Consider the following 19,231-nt stretch of genomic DNA (forward strand, 5'->3'; position numbering starts at 1 on the left):
GGTTCGACCTCGGCATAGTGTTTAAAGCATGTCTTCGAGGCGGCAGTTCACCAGCATCTCGGCCATGGCAGCAGTGTTGGGCAATTCGATTGCAGTGCGAACAAGCGACGCCAGTGTTTCCGGCTGGATCATCTCGTCTGGCGTGACCTTGTTCGTGTAAGCACTCATCTCCGTGCGTACGAAGCTTGGGCAGATGGCGGTTGCCCTGACACCCTTGTCCCACGCAACATGGCGGGTGGTGTGCGTCAGCCCCATGACCGCGAACTTCGTCATGTTGTACCCGACAAAGGCATTGCGAACCCGCTTTCCGGACATTGAAACAATGTTGATGATCCTGCCGGTCCCGGTCTTTTCCAGATGCGGCATGCACAGGCGTGTCATCCGCAGGGGAGCTTTGACGTTGACCGCAAACAACCTGTCGAGCGCCTCGTCATTGTCGTCCATAAGCGCGACGCGCTCACCCAGGCCCGCATTGTTGATGAGTGCGTCAATTCTTCCAAATCTTTCCACCGCGCCAGAAACCCATGCTTCCGCGCTCGCCGGATCATAGGCGTCGAAGGAGGCGTAGTGGAATTGCTCGTTCTCGGGACCGAAGGCGGCCTCGAGGGCTGCGACACTTCGTGCGCCAAGGCTTAGTCGGTAGCCGTTTGCTGCAAGTTCTTGGGCGATTGCCAATCCAATGCCCCTGCCAGCGCCGGTGACAAGCGCCACCCGGCCGGAATTTCCAGCGGTCATTATCGTTCCCTCCAGCCTGGCCAGCGGTCATGCATTCGTTTGCATGAACGGTATGCGCGGTTTTTCGATCTGGCAAGATGCTTTTTGGGAGAAATTCTAAAAAAGCTGCAAAAACTCCCAAAAATGAAAAGAAACGCCAAAAATGCAAACGTATGCTTGACGCAGTTTGAAGCTTTGTGCCTAATGTTAAAAAATAAGCTCCATAAGTGAGCAAAAAACGGGAACCTGCTCCTGTCTGTCAGGAGCGCATCGCAGATTGGATCGCGGTATGCCGGGCAGGGAAATTCTGAAAATAAACAATCTTTCCGTTGCGTTCAGATCCGGGTCTGAATTGCGCCCGGCGGTGAAGGGTGTTTCCCTTTCATTGGTTTCTGGGGAAATACTCGGCCTCGTCGGCGAAAGCGGGAGCGGGAAGACAATCATGTCGCTGGCTGCGATGGGCCTCTTGCCCCGCAATGCCGTCGTGACGAGCGGCCGCGTCGAATTTGCCGGTGTGGACATTCTAACCGCTCGGGCAGACGTGCTGCGAAAGCTTCGCGGAAAGCGGATCTCGATGATCTTCCAAGATCCGATGGCGTCGCTTGATCCCGTCTTCACCTGCGGGCAGCAAATTGTTGAGGCGATCCTGCTGCATGAGAATGTATCGCGTCGTGAAGCTGGAAAGCTCGCACTGCAGCTGCTGGAAAAGGTCGGCATACACGACCCGGCGCGCTGCATGCGTTCCTATCCGCATGAACTGTCCGGTGGTCAGTGTCAGCGTGTGATGATTGCCATGGCGGTCGCCTGCAAACCGGAAGTCATCATTGCCGACGAGCCGACGACCGCACTTGATGTAACGGTGCAGAAACAGGTTCTGACGTTGCTGCGCGGCCTCAATCGCGAAATCGGCGCTGCGGTGCTGCTTATCACCCATGACCTTGGCGTGATCTATGAGGTCGCAGACCGCGTCGCCGTCATTTATCACGGCGACCTGATGGAAGAGGCGGCCACCGCCGATCTTTTTGCCGATCCTAAGAACGATTACACCAAGGCACTGATCGCCTCGATGCCGTCAATGTCGGTGCCCAAGACCCAGCTTCCGATCATCGTGCGTGGCCACGACGGTATCATTACCAGCAGTGTTGCCAAAACACCGGCCAGACCGCGCGCATCCGCGGATACATCACTCACCCCATTGCTGGAAATTCGCGACCTGACGAAAACTTATTGGGTCCGGGAAAGCGCACTTGCCACGCCCCAGGCATTCCGTGCGGTCGACAAGGTCAGCCTCTCGATCGCGCCCCGTTCGACACTTGGTCTTGTCGGGGAATCCGGTTGTGGCAAATCGACGCTTTCGCGACTGGTAATGCGGTTGATCGAACCGGATAGCGGCTCGATCAATTTCGACGGTCGTGATCTTGTTTCGTTGGATCGCGGCGTGATGCGGTCCGCGCGCCGCGACATCGCCCTTGTTTTCCAGAACCCCTACGGTTCCCTCAATCCGCGGCAAACCGTTCTGGACCTCGTGGCCGCGCCGATCGACATTCATCAGGGCGGTCGTGATCGTGTTGCGAGTGTCGCCAAATTGATTGATGCGGTTGGCCTGCCTCGGAATGCGATCGGTCGTTTCCCGCACGAGTTTTCGGGTGGTCAGCGTCAGCGTATCGTGATTGCCCGTGCGCTGGCGCTCAATCCGCGGCTTTTGATATGTGACGAGGCGGTCTCTGCACTGGATGTTTCCGTTCAGGCTCAGGTCCTGAACCTTTTGCAGGATCTGCAGCACGAGTTCGACCTGACTTATCTGTTCATCTCTCATGACATGTCGGTCGTCCGTCACGTCAGCGACACGATTGCAGTCATGCAAAAGGGCAAGATCGTCGAAACAGGCCTTGCGCGTGACGTCTTCGACAACCCGAAGGCGGATTATACGCGGACACTCCTCAGCGCGGTGCCGAAAATCGGCCAGGCGCAATCCAAACTCATGGAGGCCTGACGATGCAAGCGTTCACTTCCTTCATCATCGTCCTCGGCTCACGGCTGGTAACGGCCCTCATTCAGCTTTGGGTGATCGCAACGCTGGTATTTTCGATCATGTATATCATGCCTGGCGATCCGGTCCTGTTGCTGCTTGGTCCAGAAAGTAACCCATCGCCGGAAACGGTTGCTGCGATGCGCCAGCAGCTTGGCCTCGACCAGCCTGTCTTGTCGCAATATGTCAAATGGCTTGGAGGGGCCGCGACCGGTGATCTCGGCAACTCGCTCGATGGCTATCCTGTCATCGAATACGTTGCAGCCAGCCTGCCAAAAACGATGGAACTGGCCGTTGCTGCGATTGTGATTGCGGCACTTATCGGTGTTCCTGTCGGCATTGCCGCCGCCTTGCGCCGCGGAAGTTTTCTCGATGGTCTGCTGACATCTCTGTCGACACTCGGCATCTCCGTACCGGTCTACATCCTTGGTTCACTCCTGATCCTGTTGCTCAGCCTGAACCTCGGCTGGCTGCCGTCGAGTGGATACACAGACATTTCCCGCAACGCATTCCTGCATTTCCAGAAGCTCGTGTTACCGGCCTTGACGCTTGGCCTCGGATTGGCCGCGTCGATTGCCCGGATGACCAGGTCTTCGATGCTCGAAATACTCGGTCGTGACTTTGTTCGTTCGTTGCGTGCACGCGGCATGCGTGAGCGTAGAGTGATCTGGCTCCATGTTCTACGAAACGCGGCAATCCCGATCGTGACCATCGTTGGCCTGCAACTCGGCAACTTGATGGGCGGAACGGTTCTCGTCGAGGCTCTCTTCAACTGGCCAGGTCTCAGCACGCTTCTGGTTACGGCGGTATCGAACAGAAATTATCCGCTTGTGCAGGGCAGCATCCTGATGATCGCCGCTCTCTTCATTCTCATCAACCTGTGCGTCGACCTTCTCTATAGCCTGCTCGACCCACGTATTCGTCGGAAGCGCGCATGATGACGTCTCTTCTTTTTCGCCGTCCGCTCGTTCTTGCAAGCCTGCTCGTCGTCCTCGCGGTTCTCGCAGTCGCTCTGGTCGGGCCGGCGATCGCGCCGCATGACCCGCTGCTGATCAATCAGAACGCCGTGAACCAGACGAGTTCCGTTGCATATCTGCTAGGAACAGACGAATTCGGCCGTGACATCCTCTCCCGTCTTCTCGTCGGCATCCGACCGACCATCCTCGTTGCGGTCGTCTCGACGGTGATTGCGGCCATCGGCGGCACGGCATTTGGCATCATCGGTGCCTACAGCCGTCCTGTGCCCGCATTTTTCGTCATGCGCGCCGTCGACATCATGCTGAGCTTCCCGGCAATCCTTCTGGCGCTTCTGGCTGTCGGTTTCTGGCGCAGCGGTGTCGTCAGTCTCAGTGTCGTTATCGGCATCATTTTCATCCCGCAATTTGCCCGCGTCGCACAGTCCGCCACATTGCAGGTCATTCGTCAGGAATTCATCGAGGCAGAACATGCCATGGGCGCAAGTTATCTGCGCGTCGTGTTCAAGGCGATCTTGCCAAACATCCTTTCACCGCTGGTGGTTCAGGGAACACTGACGATTGCCGCCGCAATCCTTCTGGAATCTGGATTGAGCTTCCTGGGGCTCGGCATCGTTCCGCCGGAACCGTCCTGGGGGCAGATGATCGGAACGGCACGTGGCTATCTCAGTCAGAACCCGATGTATGTCGTATGGCCTTCGGTCTGCCTCGCCTTCACGGTTCTTGCCATCAACATTCTCGGTGACGCGCTGCGCGATCACCTGGACCCCAGACTTCGCGAAAACTGATAAACAACAACGAAAGGGAACAATTATGCAGAGATTTCTCCGTCTGGCTTTGGCCAGCAGTTTCCTGAGCTTAGCTGCCACGGCGGCTTTGGCTGATGGCACACTGTATTTCGGTTTATCCGGCGAGCCGTCGACGCTCGATACCGTGGTCCAGCCTGGGACGTCCGGACGCACAGTGAAGCTCGCCATTCATCGTGGGCTCGTCAATTACGGTATCGATGGCAAGATTTCGCCAGAACTCGCCGAAAGCTACGACGTCAGTCCCGATGCGAAGGAGTTCACCTTCCACCTGCGCGCTGCCAAGTTCCACGACGGAACGGACGTTACCGCCGCCGATGTGAAAGCATCGCTGGAGCACATGCTTGATCCTGCCGGCAAGGCTGCCTTCCGCAACGAGCTTTCTATCATTTCGAAGATTGAGACGCCGGATCAGAAGACCGTAAAGCTCACGCTATCCAAGCCGTCGGTCGCCCTCGTTGATTATCTTGCGTTGCCGGAATCGGTCATCGTCCCTGCCGCATGGCTCGCGAAAAACGCAAACAACCCGACTGCGACGCCGGTTGGTGCCGGACCATTCAAGTTTGGAAGCTGGACCCGTGGACGCGAAATCGTTGTCGAGAAATTCGATGACTACTACAAGCAGGGCAAGCCTGATCTCGATGAAGTGCACTATGTCTTCTACAGTGATGAAAACACTCGCGTAAACGCGCTAAAGTCTGGCGATGTCGATATTATCGACTACGTACCTGCCAAGGATGCCGCCGACCTGGAAAAAGGTCCGGAGACAGAACTTCTCAGAAATACCGGTCCATTCATGGGGCTGCAATTCAACACCAAGTTCGAGCCGTTTTCGAAGCCAGAGGTCAGACAGGCCATTGCCTATGCCGTGGATCGCAGTGTCATCATCAATACGGCGTTCAACGGTCTGGGAAGCCCGATTTATGGCATTGCCATTCCGAAGGGATACATGGGGTATTCCGACGCCAAGGCGAACTACTTCAAACATGATGTCGCCAAGGCGAAAGAGCTTTTGACGAAGGCGGGCTATCCAGACGGTTTCGAGGTTCGTCTGCTGGCGTCGTCGCAATATAGCTTCCACCAGAACACCGCAGTCGCAATCCAGTCTGAACTCGCAAAAATTGGCATCAAGGTGACGCTCGATCTGCCGGATTGGGCCAGCCGCATGGCGAAGGCAACCTCCGCAGACTATGATTTTACAGTGCTGGGAAGTCTGGGTGAAATCACAGACGCTGACTGGCTGAGCAACTACTATTACGGTGGCGACAAGCTCGTCCGAACTAACAATTCCCCTTACTTCAACGATCAGCAAATCAATGAGCTGTTGGATACGGGACGGGCAACGGTCGACAAGGCCGAGCGGGAAAAGATCTACGACAAATTCGTCGATCGCGCGTTGGAGCTGTCACCGCTGGTTTATTTCATGTGGCGCGAGCAGAACTACGCCATCAAAAAAGGTGTGACTGGTTTTACCAACATGCCGGGCTTCTTGACCTTCCAGTCGGGCCTGAGCATCGAGAATACCAAGGTCGAATAAGCACCAGACCTGCCGGGCGTAGCGATATGCGTGCCCGGCAGTTGTCTCCTGAGACACATTGTACTTTCTTTTTCCCGCAATCGCCCCCTGGCGACAGTCGCGCCCTTTCTCCGCCGGCGTATGAGTTGATGACGCCTTGCGCCGCGCTCGCGAACTTCTTCAGTTCAAAAAGACTTCAAGCTGGATAGCGATCCGGTATTACGTTCGATCTCACGCCTCAAACGTGCCGCCAACAACTAGTTTTCAAGGCGGCAAATCAATTGGCGCCAGGTCATATTGCGTTAATCATCTATGACTAATTAAGCGATCGCGAAGCCATGAAGGCTCCAACCTCCCTCAAAAATTCTGCATACTTCCGGAGCAACCATGAACATTCGTGGCAAGATCTATTCGATCGTCGCGGTGATGGCGCTGACTGCGCTCACCATTGGCACCATCAGTTTTTACACCCTCAGCATTTACGATGCCCGTGTCGATCGGCTTGAAAATTCAGCCAATCGTGCGCTGAACGGCGAAGCGCTCAACAAGCTTGTCACGGCGGTCGTCATGGACCTTCGCGGCACGTATGCCGCAACCACAGTCGAAGAGGCAAAGCCGTTTGCGGATGGTGCGCTCGCATCGCTGGCCAAGATGAACACGCTGCTTGATGCCTGGGAGCCTCTGGTTCCTGAAGAGCAGAAAAAGGACTTTTCGGAGCTGCGTGAGAAAGCGACGGCATTTACCCGCTTCCGGACAGAGACGGCACGCATCGCCGTAACTGAGGGGCCAGCGGCCTCGAACATTCACGGCAACACCGAAGAAAATCGCGCCAACAGAAAGCATTATCAGAAAGAAATCGACGACGTCGTTAATCAGAACCAGGCGAAGCTTGCTGAAATCAGTTCCGACCTCCAGGCGTTTCAGTCCAGCGTACTGGTCATTATGGCCGCCGTCACAATCATCGGACTTGCTGGCGGCGGAGCGATCGCGTTCTACATCGCGACGCATCAGATCAGCAATCCGATAAGAACCGTAACGAGCGTCATGAAGACTTTGGCCGCTGGCGACTTCCGCGCGGACGTACCGTTTTTGCAGCGCTCAGACGAAATCGGTGAAATGGCAGCGGCAGTCGAGGTCTTCAAGCAGAACGGCCTTGAGGTGCAGCGCATGAACGCCCAGGAAGCGGCGATGCGGCAAAAGAGCGACAGCCTGCAGCAGGGGATGGCTGTGGTCGTGACCTCTGCGGCAGCCGGCGATTTTTCAAGAAGAGTGGGAACGAGCTATGGTGATGACGCTCTTGACCAGTTTGCCGCCAATATCAACACACTCGTGCAGTCGGTTGAAACCGGCGTAGACGAGACCAACCGGGTCGTTCGCCTCCTGGCTGGCGGTGATCTCACCCAGACGATGACGGGCGAGTTCAAGGGCGTGTTCCAGCAGCTTCAGCAAAACGTCAACAACACGATTGCGAGCCTTCAGGAAACCGTGGGCGAAATTCGCACCGCAAGTGATACGTTGAACGCGAACAGCGAAGAACTTCGTACGTCTTCGGATAGCCTTTCCAAGCGAACCGAACAGCAGGCCGCGGCGCTTGAAGAATCTTCCGCAGCTCTAGACGAAATCACGACAGTGGTGCGGCAATCGACCGATCGTGCTCACGAAGCAACCAGGATTGTGTCGGAAGCCAAGGACCGCGCCGGGAAGTCCTCGGACGTCGTTGGTCGTGCCATCACCGCCATGGCGGAAATCAAGCATGCCTCCGACGAAATTGCTCAGATCACCAATGTTATCGATGAAATCGCATTCCAGACCAACCTGCTTGCCTTGAACGCCGGTGTCGAAGCAGCTCGTGCGGGTGAAGCCGGTAAGGGGTTTGCGGTTGTCGCCCAGGAAGTACGGGAACTGGCGCAGCGTTCGGCCGTGGCAGCGAAGGACATCAAGGTTCTGATCAGCCGCTCCGCCACCAGCGTTCAGTCTGGTGTCACGCTCGTTGAGGACACAGGCGGCGCTTTGACCGAAATCAGCGACTACGTTGCCCAGATCAATGATCGCATCCACTCTATCGCGACAGCATCGCAGGAACAGGCGACTGCGCTTGCCGAGGTGAACACAGCCGTCAACCAGATGGACCAGGTCACGCAGCAGAATGCAGCCATGGTTGAGGAGACCTCTGCCTCTACGCACAAGCTTTCGGCAGAAGCGGCTGGGCTGTCGCAGCTTGTCGGCCGGTTCAAGGTCGCCAATCAGGCACGTCCGGCACCAGTGGTTGTCGTCTCGCAGCAACGTCAGCCGAAGCCGCGCTATGCCATGACGTCGGGTGCCAATGCACTCGACATGAGTGAATGGCAGGAATTCTGAGGTAATCTCTCTTATCATCACGGCAACCACGAGGCCGCGTAAGCGCCTCGTGGTTTTCTATCAGGTATAGAGCGTTTGGCGTGAGCGAAACGGCTTTATTGCCGAGTGAGTGTAGTTCCCGATAAAGTCAGGCGAAACACACATGGCTTGCGCCCGGGACATCCATGACCCTGATACTGACCGATATCACCAAATCCTATTTAACGGCGGAAGGTCCGACGCAGATATTGCGTGGTGTTGATCTTCGCCTGAATTCGGCCGAAAGCCTTGCACTGACCGGCGAGTCCGGCAGTGGCAAAAGCACTTTGCTCCATCTTGTCGGAGGCCTCGACAAACCCGATGGCGGCACGATTGTTGTGAATGGGCGTGAGATCGCCCACTTGGATGATACCGGCCGTGCCAATTATCGCCGCGTTGATGTCGGCGTCGTCTTCCAGCAATTCAATCTGATCCCAAGCCTCAACGTTGCCGCGAATGTCTCTTTCCATGCCAAGCTTGCCGGTCGTTTTGATCCTGCCTGGGAACGTGAAATGGTTCAGGCGCTCGGCATTGACCCGTTCCTGAAACGTTATCCGGAACAGCTTTCCGGTGGTCAGCAACAGCGGGTCGCGATTGCCCGCACACTCGCGGCAAGACCTGCGCTGGTACTCGCTGACGAACCGACCGGTAATCTTGACGAAGTGACGGCTGATATCGTTATCGACGTCATGCTTGACCTCACCAGGAACGCTGGAATGGCGCTTCTTCTTGTTACACATTCGAGCCGCGTGGCCGACAAGCTCGATCGCCGCGTCCTGCTGCATGGCGGAAAGGTGGTGGCATGAGTTGGCCCGCCTTCCGGGCGCTCCTTTCGCATTGGCGCTACCGGCCCCTTCAGTTCGTAACGCTCATTCTTGGTGTGGCACTGGCGACGGCGCTTTGGTCCGGGGTGCAGGCGATCAACGCTGAGGCGCGGGCAAGTTATGGGCGGGCAGCATCGGTTCTGGAACAGAATGACTTTGTTCAACTGGTGGACAGGGACGGCAGAGGCATTCCGACAGAAGTCTATTCAAGGCTTAGAAGGGCTGGCTGGAACGTTTCGCCTGTCATCGAAGGTGATCGTAGGTTCGGGCAGGTTCGTATCCGGCTGATCGGTATCGATCCGCTGAGTATGCCGGCAAGTGGAGGAGGAGGTGGTTTTCGTGTCACCGGCACCTCTGATCTCGTTGCCTTCGTCGGAGAGCCGGGGCAACTGATTGTCTCCGCCGCAACGGCCAGCCGCCTCAAAGATGTCGGTGGTCTGTCCATTAAGACAGCCACGGATCTTCCCGACGACGCGGCCTTCGTCGACATCGGTGTTGCCGATCGCCTGCTCAACCGGGGCGGTGCGTTAAGCAGGATTGTTGTTGCGCCCATACAAAGACCTGGTCTCACCTCGCTCGAAACGCTCGCACCGGAACTGTCGATACGTGCCGCAGGCGAACGCCCCGACGTCTCCAGTCTGACTGACAGTTTTCATCTCAATCTGACCGCATTCGGCTTTCTGGCTTTTGTTGTCGGTCTCTTCATCGTCTATTCGGCGACGGGACTGTCTTTCGAACAGCGGCGCGGCACGTTCCGTACGCTCCGGTCGGCCGGCGTTTCTCTCCGTGCGCTGACGGCCATGCTGGTTCTCGAGATCGCGGCTTTTGCGCTTCTGTCCGGTCTGATCGGTGTGATCATCGGCTATTTTGTCGCCTCGGCATTGCTGCCGGGTGTTTCTGCTACGTTACGCGGGCTTTATGGCGCGAGTGTTCCGGGTGCCTTGTCCTTGAGACCGGAATGGTGGGCGGCCGGGCTGGCAATGGCGCTTTTCGGCACGGCACTTTCTTCGGTCCAGAGCTTGTGGCGGGTCTGGTCGATGCCAATCCTGGCGTCTGCGCAGCAAAGAGCCTGGGCAAGGGCTTCGACACGGAGCCTCACCATCCAAGCGGTGAGCGGCTTGATGCTCCTACTCGTATCGGCGGTATTGGCTCTTGTCGGGCACGGTCTCTATTTGGGCTTTGTACTCCTTGGCAGCCTTCTTCTGGGGGTGGCTCTGATTCTGCCAGCTGGCCTGGCATTCTGCATGGGCGCTGCCCAGCGGATGTCACGGTCTGTACTGGTCGAATGGTTCTGGGCAGACACCGGCCAGCAGCTTCCAGGCCTGTCACTGGCGTTAATGGCTCTCTTACTTGCACTCTCTGCCAACATTGGAGTTGGAACGATGGTCTCGAGTTTTCGCCAGACGTTTCTCGGTTGGCTTGATCAGCGGCTTGCTGCGGAAGTTTATGTCACGGCGCGTGATGAGCGCGAGGCTGCGCGCCTCAGGCAATGGCTTCCGAGCCATGTCAGTGCGGTTCTTCCCATTTGGAGCATTGAGGCAGACGTTGCCGGCCGCCATATGCAGATAGCAGGTGTCGCCGATGATCCGACTTATCGCGACAACTGGCCGATCATTGTCAGTCTGCCAGATGCCTGGGATGATGTCGCCGATGGAAAAGGCGCACTGGTAAATGAGCAACTCTGGCGCGCTGGCAGGGCGACACTTGGACAGGAGATCGAGCTTCCCGGAGGTTGGCGTACAAAGGTGGTGGGGGTCTTTTCCGATTACGGCAACCCAAACGGTCAGGTGATGGTGGGATTGGATGCTCTCGTACGTCATTACCCCACCGTTGCGAAGTTGCGCTATGGTTTGCGAATGGCGCCGGAGACCGTCGCGGAATTCAGACGCCGTCTGGCTGCGGACTTCGGTCTGCCCGAGACCAATATCGTTGATCAGCTTTCCCTGAAGCGGCAATCGGCCGCAATCTTCGAGCAGACCTTTGCCGTGACAGGCGCTCTCAACGTCCTCACGCTCGCGGTTGCAGGCTTTGCGATGTTTTCGAGCCTTTTGACCCTGTCATCTCTCCGGCTGCCACAGCTTGCCCCAGTCTGGGCGATGGGGCTTAGACGTCGCGACCTGGCTTTGCTTGAGATCGCCCGGACGCTCGCCCTCTGGTTTGCCACGTTTGTTGCCGCCGTCCCGGTGGGACTTGCTCTTGCCTGGGTGCTGCTGTCCGTCGTCAATGTTGAGGCGTTCGGCTGGCGCCTGCCGTTGATCCTGTTTCCGATGGACTGGTTGTGGCTTGGTATGATCGCTCTGGTCGCCGCGATCCTGTCCGTGCTGCTGCCCGTACGCCGATTGGCAACAACCGATCCAGCGGATCTTTTAAGGGTGTTTGCCAATGAGCGTTAGATCGAAGTTCTTGGCGTTGGTCGCATTCGCCGTGCTGGCGTTTTTCCCGGTCATGACATTTGCACAGGGCTTTGCAGGTCTGGGTTCGAATGCCGAGGGCTTTTCTGTTCCGCAACGCGGTGTCCCGCTCACCTTTCCGCGTGATCATGGACCTCATTCCGACTACAGGATCGAGTGGTGGTATCTGACAGCCAATCTCGAGACCGTCGCTGGAGAGAGGCTTGGCGCGCAATGGACTTTGTTTCGATCGGCCCTGGCTTCAGGTGAAAGGCCGGGATGGTCAGATCCGCAAATCTGGATCGGTCATGCCGCGGTCACGACAGCCAGCCGCCACCACGTTGCGGAACTGCTGGGGCGGGGTGGCGTAGGGCAGGCAGGCGTTGTCGTTGCACCTTTCGAGGCATGGATCGACGACTGGAATATGATGGCCACGGGGGCGGGCAATGACCAGCTCGACCAAATGACGCTCAGCGCAACCGGGCAGGATTTCGAGTACCGTTTCGAGCTCAAGGCAAAGGGGCCGCTGGTCCTTCAGGGAGATCGCGGTTACTCCGTGAAATCGCTGGCTGGACAGGCGAGCTATTATTATTCGCAGCCCTTCTACGAGGTCAGCGGAACTGTTGTGCTCGATGGGCGATCTGTCGACGTCAAAGGTGAGGCATGGCTGGATAGGGAATGGTCGTCTCAGCCGCTTGCCGCAGACCAGACAGGCTGGGACTGGTTTTCATTGCACCTTGCAACAGGCGAAAAGGTCATGGCCTTTCGTCTGCGCGACAGCGGCGCGGGTTACACGTCGGCAAACTGGATTTCAGCTGACGGAAAGGTGTCGCCAATTCCGTCTGAGGATATTTCGTTCGATCCGCTTAGGTCCGCAGATGTCAACGGCAAGCAAATCCCGGTCGAGTGGCGCGTCAGAATACCCAGTCGAGGGTTCGACATCACAACGAAAGCGCTGAACGACAAATCCTGGATGAGTACGACCACGCCATACTGGGAGGGGCCCATCCAGTTTCAGGGTAGTGTTTCCGGACAGGGGTACCTTGAGATGACGGGGTACTGAGCAGAAAGATCCGCACGCGTCCGAACCTGAACGGTTAGCGGCGGGTCCTGACCGTGATGCCGTAAGCCACCCCCCCGATCACGCTCGCCACGATCCCCGCAGGCACATCCCATGGAAATGCAACGATCCGGCCGATCCAGTCTGAAAAGATCATCAAAACGGAGCCAAATATTGCGCATCCGTAGATATGTCCAATCGGTTTGTGAATGCCGAGAAGTCTGACGAGATGAGGAACCATCAGTCCGATAAAGCTGATCGGTCCAATGATGACTGTTGCCACACCTGTTAAAAGCGCTGTCACGATGATGATCGTCAGGCGCGCAGCGCTGGTATTGACGCCGAGGGACGTTGCCGTCGTTTCGCCAAGAGGCAGCATTGTAAGCCAGCGTCGAACGAACGGAAGGATTCCCAAAATCATGACAAACGATATCAGCGTCATGAACGCATCCCATGGCGTTACGGAATAGGCCGATCCCGAAAGCCACCCAACCAGTCGAGTGAGCCGGATGTCACCAAAATAGGCGACCATAGACAAAAGTGAGCCGCTGAGAGCTGTGACCGCGAGACCGGAAAGAAGAAGTCTCTCTGGGGCGTAGGCGGATCGTTTGGCAAGTCTAAGTGCAATGACAAGAAATAGCAGCGACCCGCCAGCAGCGATGACCATTGTCTGAGGCCGGGTCAGTGGTGGCAAAAGAAAGATCACCGGCAGCATGATGAGTGCGGCACCAGAAGACACCCCGAGAAGTTCTGGGCTGGCGAGGCTGTTGCCGGTCATCCGCTGCATGAGACATCCAGCCATCGCAATCATGCCCCCGGCCGCGCCGGCTGCCATCACACGCGGCCAACGCCAAGGCAGCAACTCGTTAAGTTCGGCGTTTGTCGCAATGAAGAACCCATCCGGCGTTCTTCCGATGGTGACGCTGCCAATAATAATGACTGTCAGGCATGATATCGCAAGGCAGAAGATGAACCACAGCCGCCCAGTTCTCTCACGAATATGAGGGTCGCGTGTTTCTCCCATAGTCACGGGCGAGCGAACCTTGCGGAGTAGAAGCAAAATGAGGGGAGCAGCGAGGAGTGCTGTTGCTGTCCCGGCTGGAATGGCGATAACCGTCTCCAGAACCTGCATGGCCTGATCAGTTAACAGCAGAAGTGCGGCCGACAGAAGTGCGCTGTAAACCGCCCGTTGCGAAAATCGGCGTGCACCTGAGAGGCTTGCGAGTGCTGATCCACCAAGACCAACGAACGCCAGAACGCCAAGCTGTGAAGTGACGATTGCAGCGATGGTGGCCGAGAGTGCCACCGCAACAAACCTTACAATTCTTGGCGAAAGTCCAAGGCTGCCCGCTGAAGCGTCGTCCAGATCAAGGAGTGACAAGGGTCTTCGCAGAACTGCGATGCCGCCGACGACAGCAGCTAATATTATCGTCAAAGTGGATGCGGTGTTCCAGTTGTCCTGTACCAAAGAACCGGCTTGCCAGAGAAGCAGATCGCCGAGTTCATCGAAATGTGTGAGTATCAGAATGGAGGTGAAAGCCTCGAGCAGAAGGCCCAGGATCAATCCGTTCAGGATCAGAAAGAGCGGCGAAAAAGATCCGCGATAGGAAAGAGCAAGAACGACAGCCAATCCCACGAGCGCCCCGACGAGAGCCGGCATCACAAAGCTCGTTATGATGGTAGGCAGCCAGATCAGACTGAGGGCGACAGCAAACCGCGATGCGGCCAGAAGGCCGATTGTTCCTGGTTCGGCGAGTGGGTTGCGTAGGCCCTGCTGCATCAGCGCGGTGGCTAGGCCTAGAAGACATCCACCTGCCAAGGCAACAATGAAACGAGGAACAGTGCCGTAAAGCAATTGAACGGATTTCAATTCGTTCGTCGGCAGATGGGGGAATGGAGATACGTCTGGCCAGCCTGCGCGTTGCAGATTGAAAGCGAATAGGGCAAGGCCAGCCAAGAGAAGAGTGGGCAAGATCAGCGACATACGGCGATCTTGCTGCCGGGCCACGAAATCAGCCATCCGTGATCGTTCCCAGTTTTTGTCCGAGCTGGTTTGCAAATCGCTCTGCGGAACGTATGCCGCCGTTCGGATAAATAACCGGCATTCGGATGACCCGGCCCTTTTTTACAGCCGGCAGGACGTGCCAGAGAGCCCCGGCCTCTAATCTCTGCAAGGCAATGTCCGTCTCCTGTCCTCGGTCAAAATGGATGATGACAGCGTCCGGCTCGTCCGCCAGGCGAATAAGGGGCGCGTTGGTTACACCGGCGGCGTTGACCCGACCGCTAAAGGCATTGCGCAGGCCCAATTGTTTCAGCATGTCGCCCAACAAGCCGTTACCACCAAACAGTGCGAGATTTCGGCCGTCTCGGTTGAACCGGCAGACGTAAACGGGCCTCGAAAATGACTTCAGCCGAGCGCGGGTTTCGTCAATTTCAGACCGCATAGAGGCTACGGCACTTCGGGCTGCGAAGGCGTGCCCCGTCATGTCTGCGAGCTTGGCGATCAGAGTCTCGCAGTGGGCGATGGCAGGGGTTTTGCCTGCGAAAACGGGGATAGGGGTCACTGGAGCGATGCGCGTCGCTGTTTCAAGGCCTGCTGCCTGCCAATCGGCGACGAAAATGCGCGATGGCGACAAGCGCTGGAGGTATTCCAGATTTGGCTCATTGAGTGGACCGAGGTCCGAGACGCTGTCAGGCATCGAAGGGTTTGCTACAAGGCGCTGATAAAGTGGGATATTCGATGTTGCGACGGGCACGGCGCCGATTGTCAGCAGCAATTCGGTAATCAGCAGGTCCAGACTGACAAAACGGTCCGCTTTATCCTGTGCAAAAGAGCGTGACGGTAATGACAAACACCCGAGGGCCGCAGGTACAGCCCTCAGGAAATCTCGTCTGCGGATCTCTAATGACCCTACCATTTGTAGGAAAGAGTTGCTGACACAGTCAGCGGTTCGCCGAAACGGCATCCGTCCGTCGAAACGCACGTATAATATTTTTTATTGAACAGATTGCGGGCATTGAGCTTCAGATCAAGTCCGTCGAGATCCGCGTTCAACTTTCCAAGGTCAAAGGTCGCCATCGCGTCGAACATGACGTAACCGGGAACATTGGCGATGTTGTCCGTCAGATTGGTTTCCCCGACATAACGCATCCCGCCGCCCACACGCACGCCTTCTAGTCCCAGGTCATCAAGTCCGTAATCTGCCCAGAGGGAAACACTGTGGCGTGGAACAAGAGCTACCTGCTGCCCAATCTCGGCAGGCTTGGCGCTTTGCGTAATCTCCGCATCCGTGAAGGTGTAAGCCGCGACGATGCCCCAGTTGCCAATATCTCCACGCGCTTCGAGTTCCAATCCGCGAGAGTGGATTTCTCCCTGCTGATAAGCGAGGCCACTGGCCGTATAGGATACGACATTTTCCTGTGTCAGATCGTAGACCGCAGCACTGAACTGCAGATTGGTGCCGACCGGCTGATATCGGACGCCCGCCTCGTATTGCAAACCTTCATTCGGCTTGAGAGCATTGCCGGTGATGTAGTCTGACCCAACCTGCGGAAGGAAAGACTGGCTGACGCTGAGATAAGGGGCCAGGCCGTTGTCGAAGAGATAGACGAGGCCTGCTCTGCCGGTGAAGGCGCTGTCGCTTTGCTCTACGATCGAGCCGTTCTGATAGCTTCGGGTGGATGAATCCGCCCAATCGTGACGACCTCCCAACAAGAGCACCCAGTGATCCTCAAATTTGATCTGGTCCTGAAGGTAGATGCCGTACTGGTCGCCAATGCTGTCGGAGCCACGGTCAACCGCGTAGCTGACGTTTGGTCTGCCGGTATTAACACCGCTCGAGAGGTTGAGCGTGCTGTAGCTTGCACCACGATAGCGGTGGCTGTCGTAGGACCGGCGATAATAGTCAAACCCACCCAGCAGGGTATGCTGGGCACCAAGGGCATCGAACTCGTATTCAAGCGAGTTATCCGACGTTACGCCGTAGGACGTTTCAGCGCGAGCCGAAGCCAATCGCGTCATGATCCCACTCGCGCTGATCGGCGCCAGATTGGGCATCATGTAATCCCACTGAATATCCGCCTTGAAATAGCGGGCGGCATTGCGAAGTTTGAGACCATTTTCGAACTCGTGTTCGAATTCGCCGCCAATTGTGTAAATGTCCGACTTGTAGGTGTCGAAGCTGTCTATTCCGGTGAATGTGTCACGATCAAGCCAACCGGATGTGATGTCGGAGAGCAGGTATGGCGGTGCAAAACGCGTGTCGACGTGTTGGTAGCTGCCGAGGACCGTCAGTGACGTGGCGTCATCTGGCCGCCAGGTAAGCGCGGGCGCGATGTAAACCTTGTCGTCATCGGTCTTGTCGACCCAGTTGTCTGCGTCACGGTAAAGGCCTGTCAGGCGATAGCTGAGTACGCCTTCATTATCGATAGGTCCGCCAAAATCACCCGATACCTGCTTCTTGTTGTAACTGCCGTATTCAACATTCACTTCGCGCAGTGGTGTCGCAGTTGGGCGTTTCGAAATGGCGTTGACGATACCACCCGGTGCGACCTGGCCATAGAGAACGGATGACGCGCCGCGCATGACTTCGACACGCTCAAGGCCGTATGGCTCCTGGCCGCCGTCATACACGTTGGACTGGAACTTCATCCCGTCGCGCAGATTACCGGTGTTGCCGCTTGCAGTGTTGAAGCCACGGATCATGAAATCGTCGACCATCCGGCTGAAACCGCCAGATTGCGTTGTTATCCCGGGTGTGTAGCTCAACGTGTCGGCCAGTGATGTGGCCTTTTGATTGGCAATCTGGTCTGCCGTCACCACACTGATGGATTGGGGGGTCTCGACGATGGGAGTATCGCTTTTCGTCCCGGATGAGGAGCTGCTGGCACGATACCCCTCAAGAGGGCTAAAGGCACCGCCTGTCCCGTCGACAACAATCTGTCCGAGGGTTGTCGTTCCTGTCTGGCCGGTTCCCAAGGAAGGAGAGGCAGCGCTCAAAATCGTCACGGCGTTGCCGCCACTGAACGCATAACGCAGGCCAGAATTTGCCAGAAGCTTGGAAAGAGCATCCTGCGGCGTCAGCCGTCCTTCTATCGCCGGTGCCGTCGTGTTCGCCGCAATCGACGTTTCATAAGCGATCTGCAGCCCGGACTGTGCTGAAAATCGGCGAAGTGCGAGGTTCATCGACGTTGCGGGAATGTTGAAATCAACCACTTGTACTGATTGAGCTAAGGCTGGCCTGGTGGTCCAAGCTGTGCTGGTTCCGACAATTCCGATCGCGACACCCGCCATCAGCACCCGAAGCATTTTGCCTCGTCCGCCCATCTTATCGCTACCAATAGTCCCGCTCATTGCATCGCCCCTACGCATAAACCTCATCAGAGCAGGCCGCTTTCTGGCCCACCTAGATTGTTGACGCGTGAGCGAAGGTTTTACCTAAAGAGAGTTTCTGATTTTTCTGAAAATAATCACGAGATCATGATTGCCACACCAGGAATACGGCGAACCGATAGGTCCTGAGTACGGGCAACCGAGCGTAAAGCCGCCACCGGGTCGCTTGTCGAGAAAACACCGCTGACCTGGACCGATCTGTCGATCCCCGGCCTTAAAAGGACGGGCTCGTAAACATAACGGGCAATCTCGTCGATGGCGGTTGCAAAGGGCCTGCCTTCTAAAATGATCTTTCCTTGCCGCCAGGCAAGCACCATTTCCATATCGGCGGTGGATGGTCGGTCAGGTGCCATCCCCGAGGCGTAACGTGTCTGCTGCGCGGCCTTGAGGTCGACAAACATCGATCCGGCAATATCAACGACATCTGGGGAGACGGGACTGGCAACGAGGGCATAGCCGCTTACGACCGCGACGGTTGTCGTGTCGCGTACCATGTTGATCGAGATCTGGCCTTCTTCAACATCGGTGATGCCGTTCGACGCGGCAATCCGGAACCGGCTTCCGCTTCGATCGCGCGTGACACCAAATTCTGCATCCCCACGCAACAGGTGAACGAGACGAAGGTTGGGGCGATAATCTATCTTTATCGCGGTTCCCGAATTAAGTGCGATGACCGTTCCATCGGGCAAAGGCAGTTCCTGTTGCCCTCCGGCCGGTACGATGTAGTCAGCTTTCCACCATGTATTGATCGCGGGCGCTGTCAGGATTGCCACAGATGCTGCCATAGCCGCAGCACCTCCGCCAATCATCGCCCGCCGGGTCATGGATGAGGTTGTTGGGAGCTGAGGGATATCGGTAGCCCCATCCAAGAGATCCATTTGCTTCCAGAAATGCCTCTCGCGGTCAAACGCGGCTCTGTTTTCTGGTCGGTGATCACGCCAGGCCTTGAACCGTTCCAGCTCGGTTTCACTCAGTGTCCCGGAACTCAGGCGGACAAGCCAGTCACGCGCGTCGGACTCAGCGCGGTGGCGTTCAGATCTGTTGATGTCATTGTCCGTCATTCAAATGGAAACCACTATTGCCGCAGCAGGCCAACGATGCATGGCAATGCCGTTATCACACAACCCGTTAGGGCGCGCTACTATCACAA

Annotated in this window: 13 protein-coding genes and 1 pseudogene; 8 read left to right on the forward strand and 6 right to left on the reverse strand. The window is 56.8% G+C overall.

What is annotated here, in order from left to right; all coding sequences use genetic code 11:
* Positions 1–21 precede the first annotated feature (21 nt).
* Positions 22–735, reverse strand: a complete 714-nt coding sequence (locus ACIQT8_RS21155) for an SDR family NAD(P)-dependent oxidoreductase (RefSeq protein ID WP_400969314.1) — start codon at positions 733–735, stop codon at positions 22–24.
* A gap of 268 nt (positions 736–1,003) precedes the next feature.
* Here ACIQT8_RS21155 and ACIQT8_RS21160 point away from each other — a divergent pair, with 268 nt between their 5' ends.
* From ACIQT8_RS21160 to ACIQT8_RS21195, 8 genes are all read left to right on the forward strand, one after another.
* Positions 1,004–2,707 carry an ABC transporter ATP-binding protein gene (locus ACIQT8_RS21160; RefSeq protein ID WP_400969316.1) on the forward strand — a complete coding sequence of 568 codons (1,704 nt, stop codon included), beginning with the start codon at positions 1,004–1,006 and terminating at the stop codon, positions 2,705–2,707.
* A 2-nt stretch (positions 2,708–2,709) separates the two neighbouring features.
* Complete coding sequence (locus tag ACIQT8_RS21165; protein ID WP_138791819.1) at positions 2,710–3,681, forward strand: ABC transporter permease; 972 nt, start codon at positions 2,710–2,712, stop codon at positions 3,679–3,681.
* A complete protein-coding gene (locus ACIQT8_RS21170; RefSeq protein WP_400969319.1) occupies positions 3,678–4,505 on the forward strand; it encodes an ABC transporter permease in 828 nt (275 codons plus the stop codon). Before ACIQT8_RS21165 ends, ACIQT8_RS21170 begins: the two co-directional genes overlap by 4 nt.
* A 25-nt stretch (positions 4,506–4,530) precedes the next feature.
* Positions 4,531–6,060: an ABC transporter substrate-binding protein gene (locus tag ACIQT8_RS21175; protein WP_262526985.1), complete on the forward strand. Its 1,530-nt coding sequence runs from the start codon at positions 4,531–4,533 to the stop codon at positions 6,058–6,060.
* A 366-nt stretch (positions 6,061–6,426) separates the two neighbouring features.
* The gene (locus tag ACIQT8_RS21180; protein ID WP_400969322.1) at positions 6,427–8,397 is read left to right on the forward strand and encodes a methyl-accepting chemotaxis protein; all 1,971 of its coding nucleotides are present in this window, start codon (positions 6,427–6,429) and stop codon (positions 8,395–8,397) included.
* A gap of 164 nt (positions 8,398–8,561) precedes the next feature.
* Positions 8,562–9,221, forward strand: coding sequence for an ABC transporter ATP-binding protein (locus ACIQT8_RS21185; protein WP_400969325.1), 660 nt, complete (start codon positions 8,562–8,564; stop codon positions 9,219–9,221).
* Positions 9,218–11,632 (forward strand): ABC transporter permease, encoded by a 2,415-nt coding sequence (locus ACIQT8_RS21190; protein ID WP_400969328.1) that lies wholly within the window; start codon positions 9,218–9,220, stop codon positions 11,630–11,632. The genes ACIQT8_RS21185 and ACIQT8_RS21190 overlap by 4 nt, the downstream gene beginning before the upstream one ends.
* The gene (locus ACIQT8_RS21195; RefSeq protein WP_400969331.1) at positions 11,622–12,692 is read left to right on the forward strand and encodes a lipocalin-like domain-containing protein; all 1,071 of its coding nucleotides are present in this window, start codon (positions 11,622–11,624) and stop codon (positions 12,690–12,692) included. Before ACIQT8_RS21190 ends, ACIQT8_RS21195 begins: the two co-directional genes overlap by 11 nt.
* 34 nt (positions 12,693–12,726) lie before the next feature.
* Here the strand turns inward: ACIQT8_RS21195 and fhuB are convergent, their stop codons facing one another.
* From fhuB to ACIQT8_RS21220, 5 genes and pseudogenes are all read right to left on the reverse strand, one after another.
* Complete coding sequence (gene fhuB / locus ACIQT8_RS21200; protein WP_400969334.1) at positions 12,727–14,709, reverse strand: Fe(3+)-hydroxamate ABC transporter permease FhuB; 1,983 nt, start codon at positions 14,707–14,709, stop codon at positions 12,727–12,729.
* Positions 14,702–15,655 carry an ABC transporter substrate-binding protein gene (locus ACIQT8_RS21205; RefSeq protein WP_400969336.1) on the reverse strand — a complete coding sequence of 318 codons (954 nt, stop codon included), beginning with the start codon at positions 15,653–15,655 and terminating at the stop codon, positions 14,702–14,704. Before ACIQT8_RS21205 ends, fhuB begins: the two co-directional genes overlap by 8 nt.
* The gene (locus tag ACIQT8_RS21210) at positions 15,601–18,042 is read right to left on the reverse strand and encodes a TonB-dependent siderophore receptor (RefSeq protein ID WP_400969339.1); all 2,442 of its coding nucleotides are present in this window, start codon (positions 18,040–18,042) and stop codon (positions 15,601–15,603) included. The genes ACIQT8_RS21205 and ACIQT8_RS21210 overlap by 55 nt, the downstream gene beginning before the upstream one ends.
* A gap of 116 nt (positions 18,043–18,158) precedes the next feature.
* A complete protein-coding gene (locus ACIQT8_RS21215) occupies positions 18,159–18,866 on the reverse strand; it encodes a FecR family protein (RefSeq protein ID WP_400969682.1) in 708 nt (235 codons plus the stop codon).
* A gap of 126 nt (positions 18,867–18,992) precedes the next feature.
* Positions 18,993–19,142, reverse strand: a pseudogene (locus ACIQT8_RS21220) (FecR/PupR family sigma factor regulator); the annotation flags it as partial.
* Between the last annotated feature and the right edge of the window lie 89 nt (positions 19,143–19,231).

Origin of the sequence: Agrobacterium sp. NPDC090273 (genome assembly GCF_044772305.1) — a bacterium.
GTDB lineage: Bacteria > Pseudomonadota > Alphaproteobacteria > Rhizobiales > Rhizobiaceae > Agrobacterium.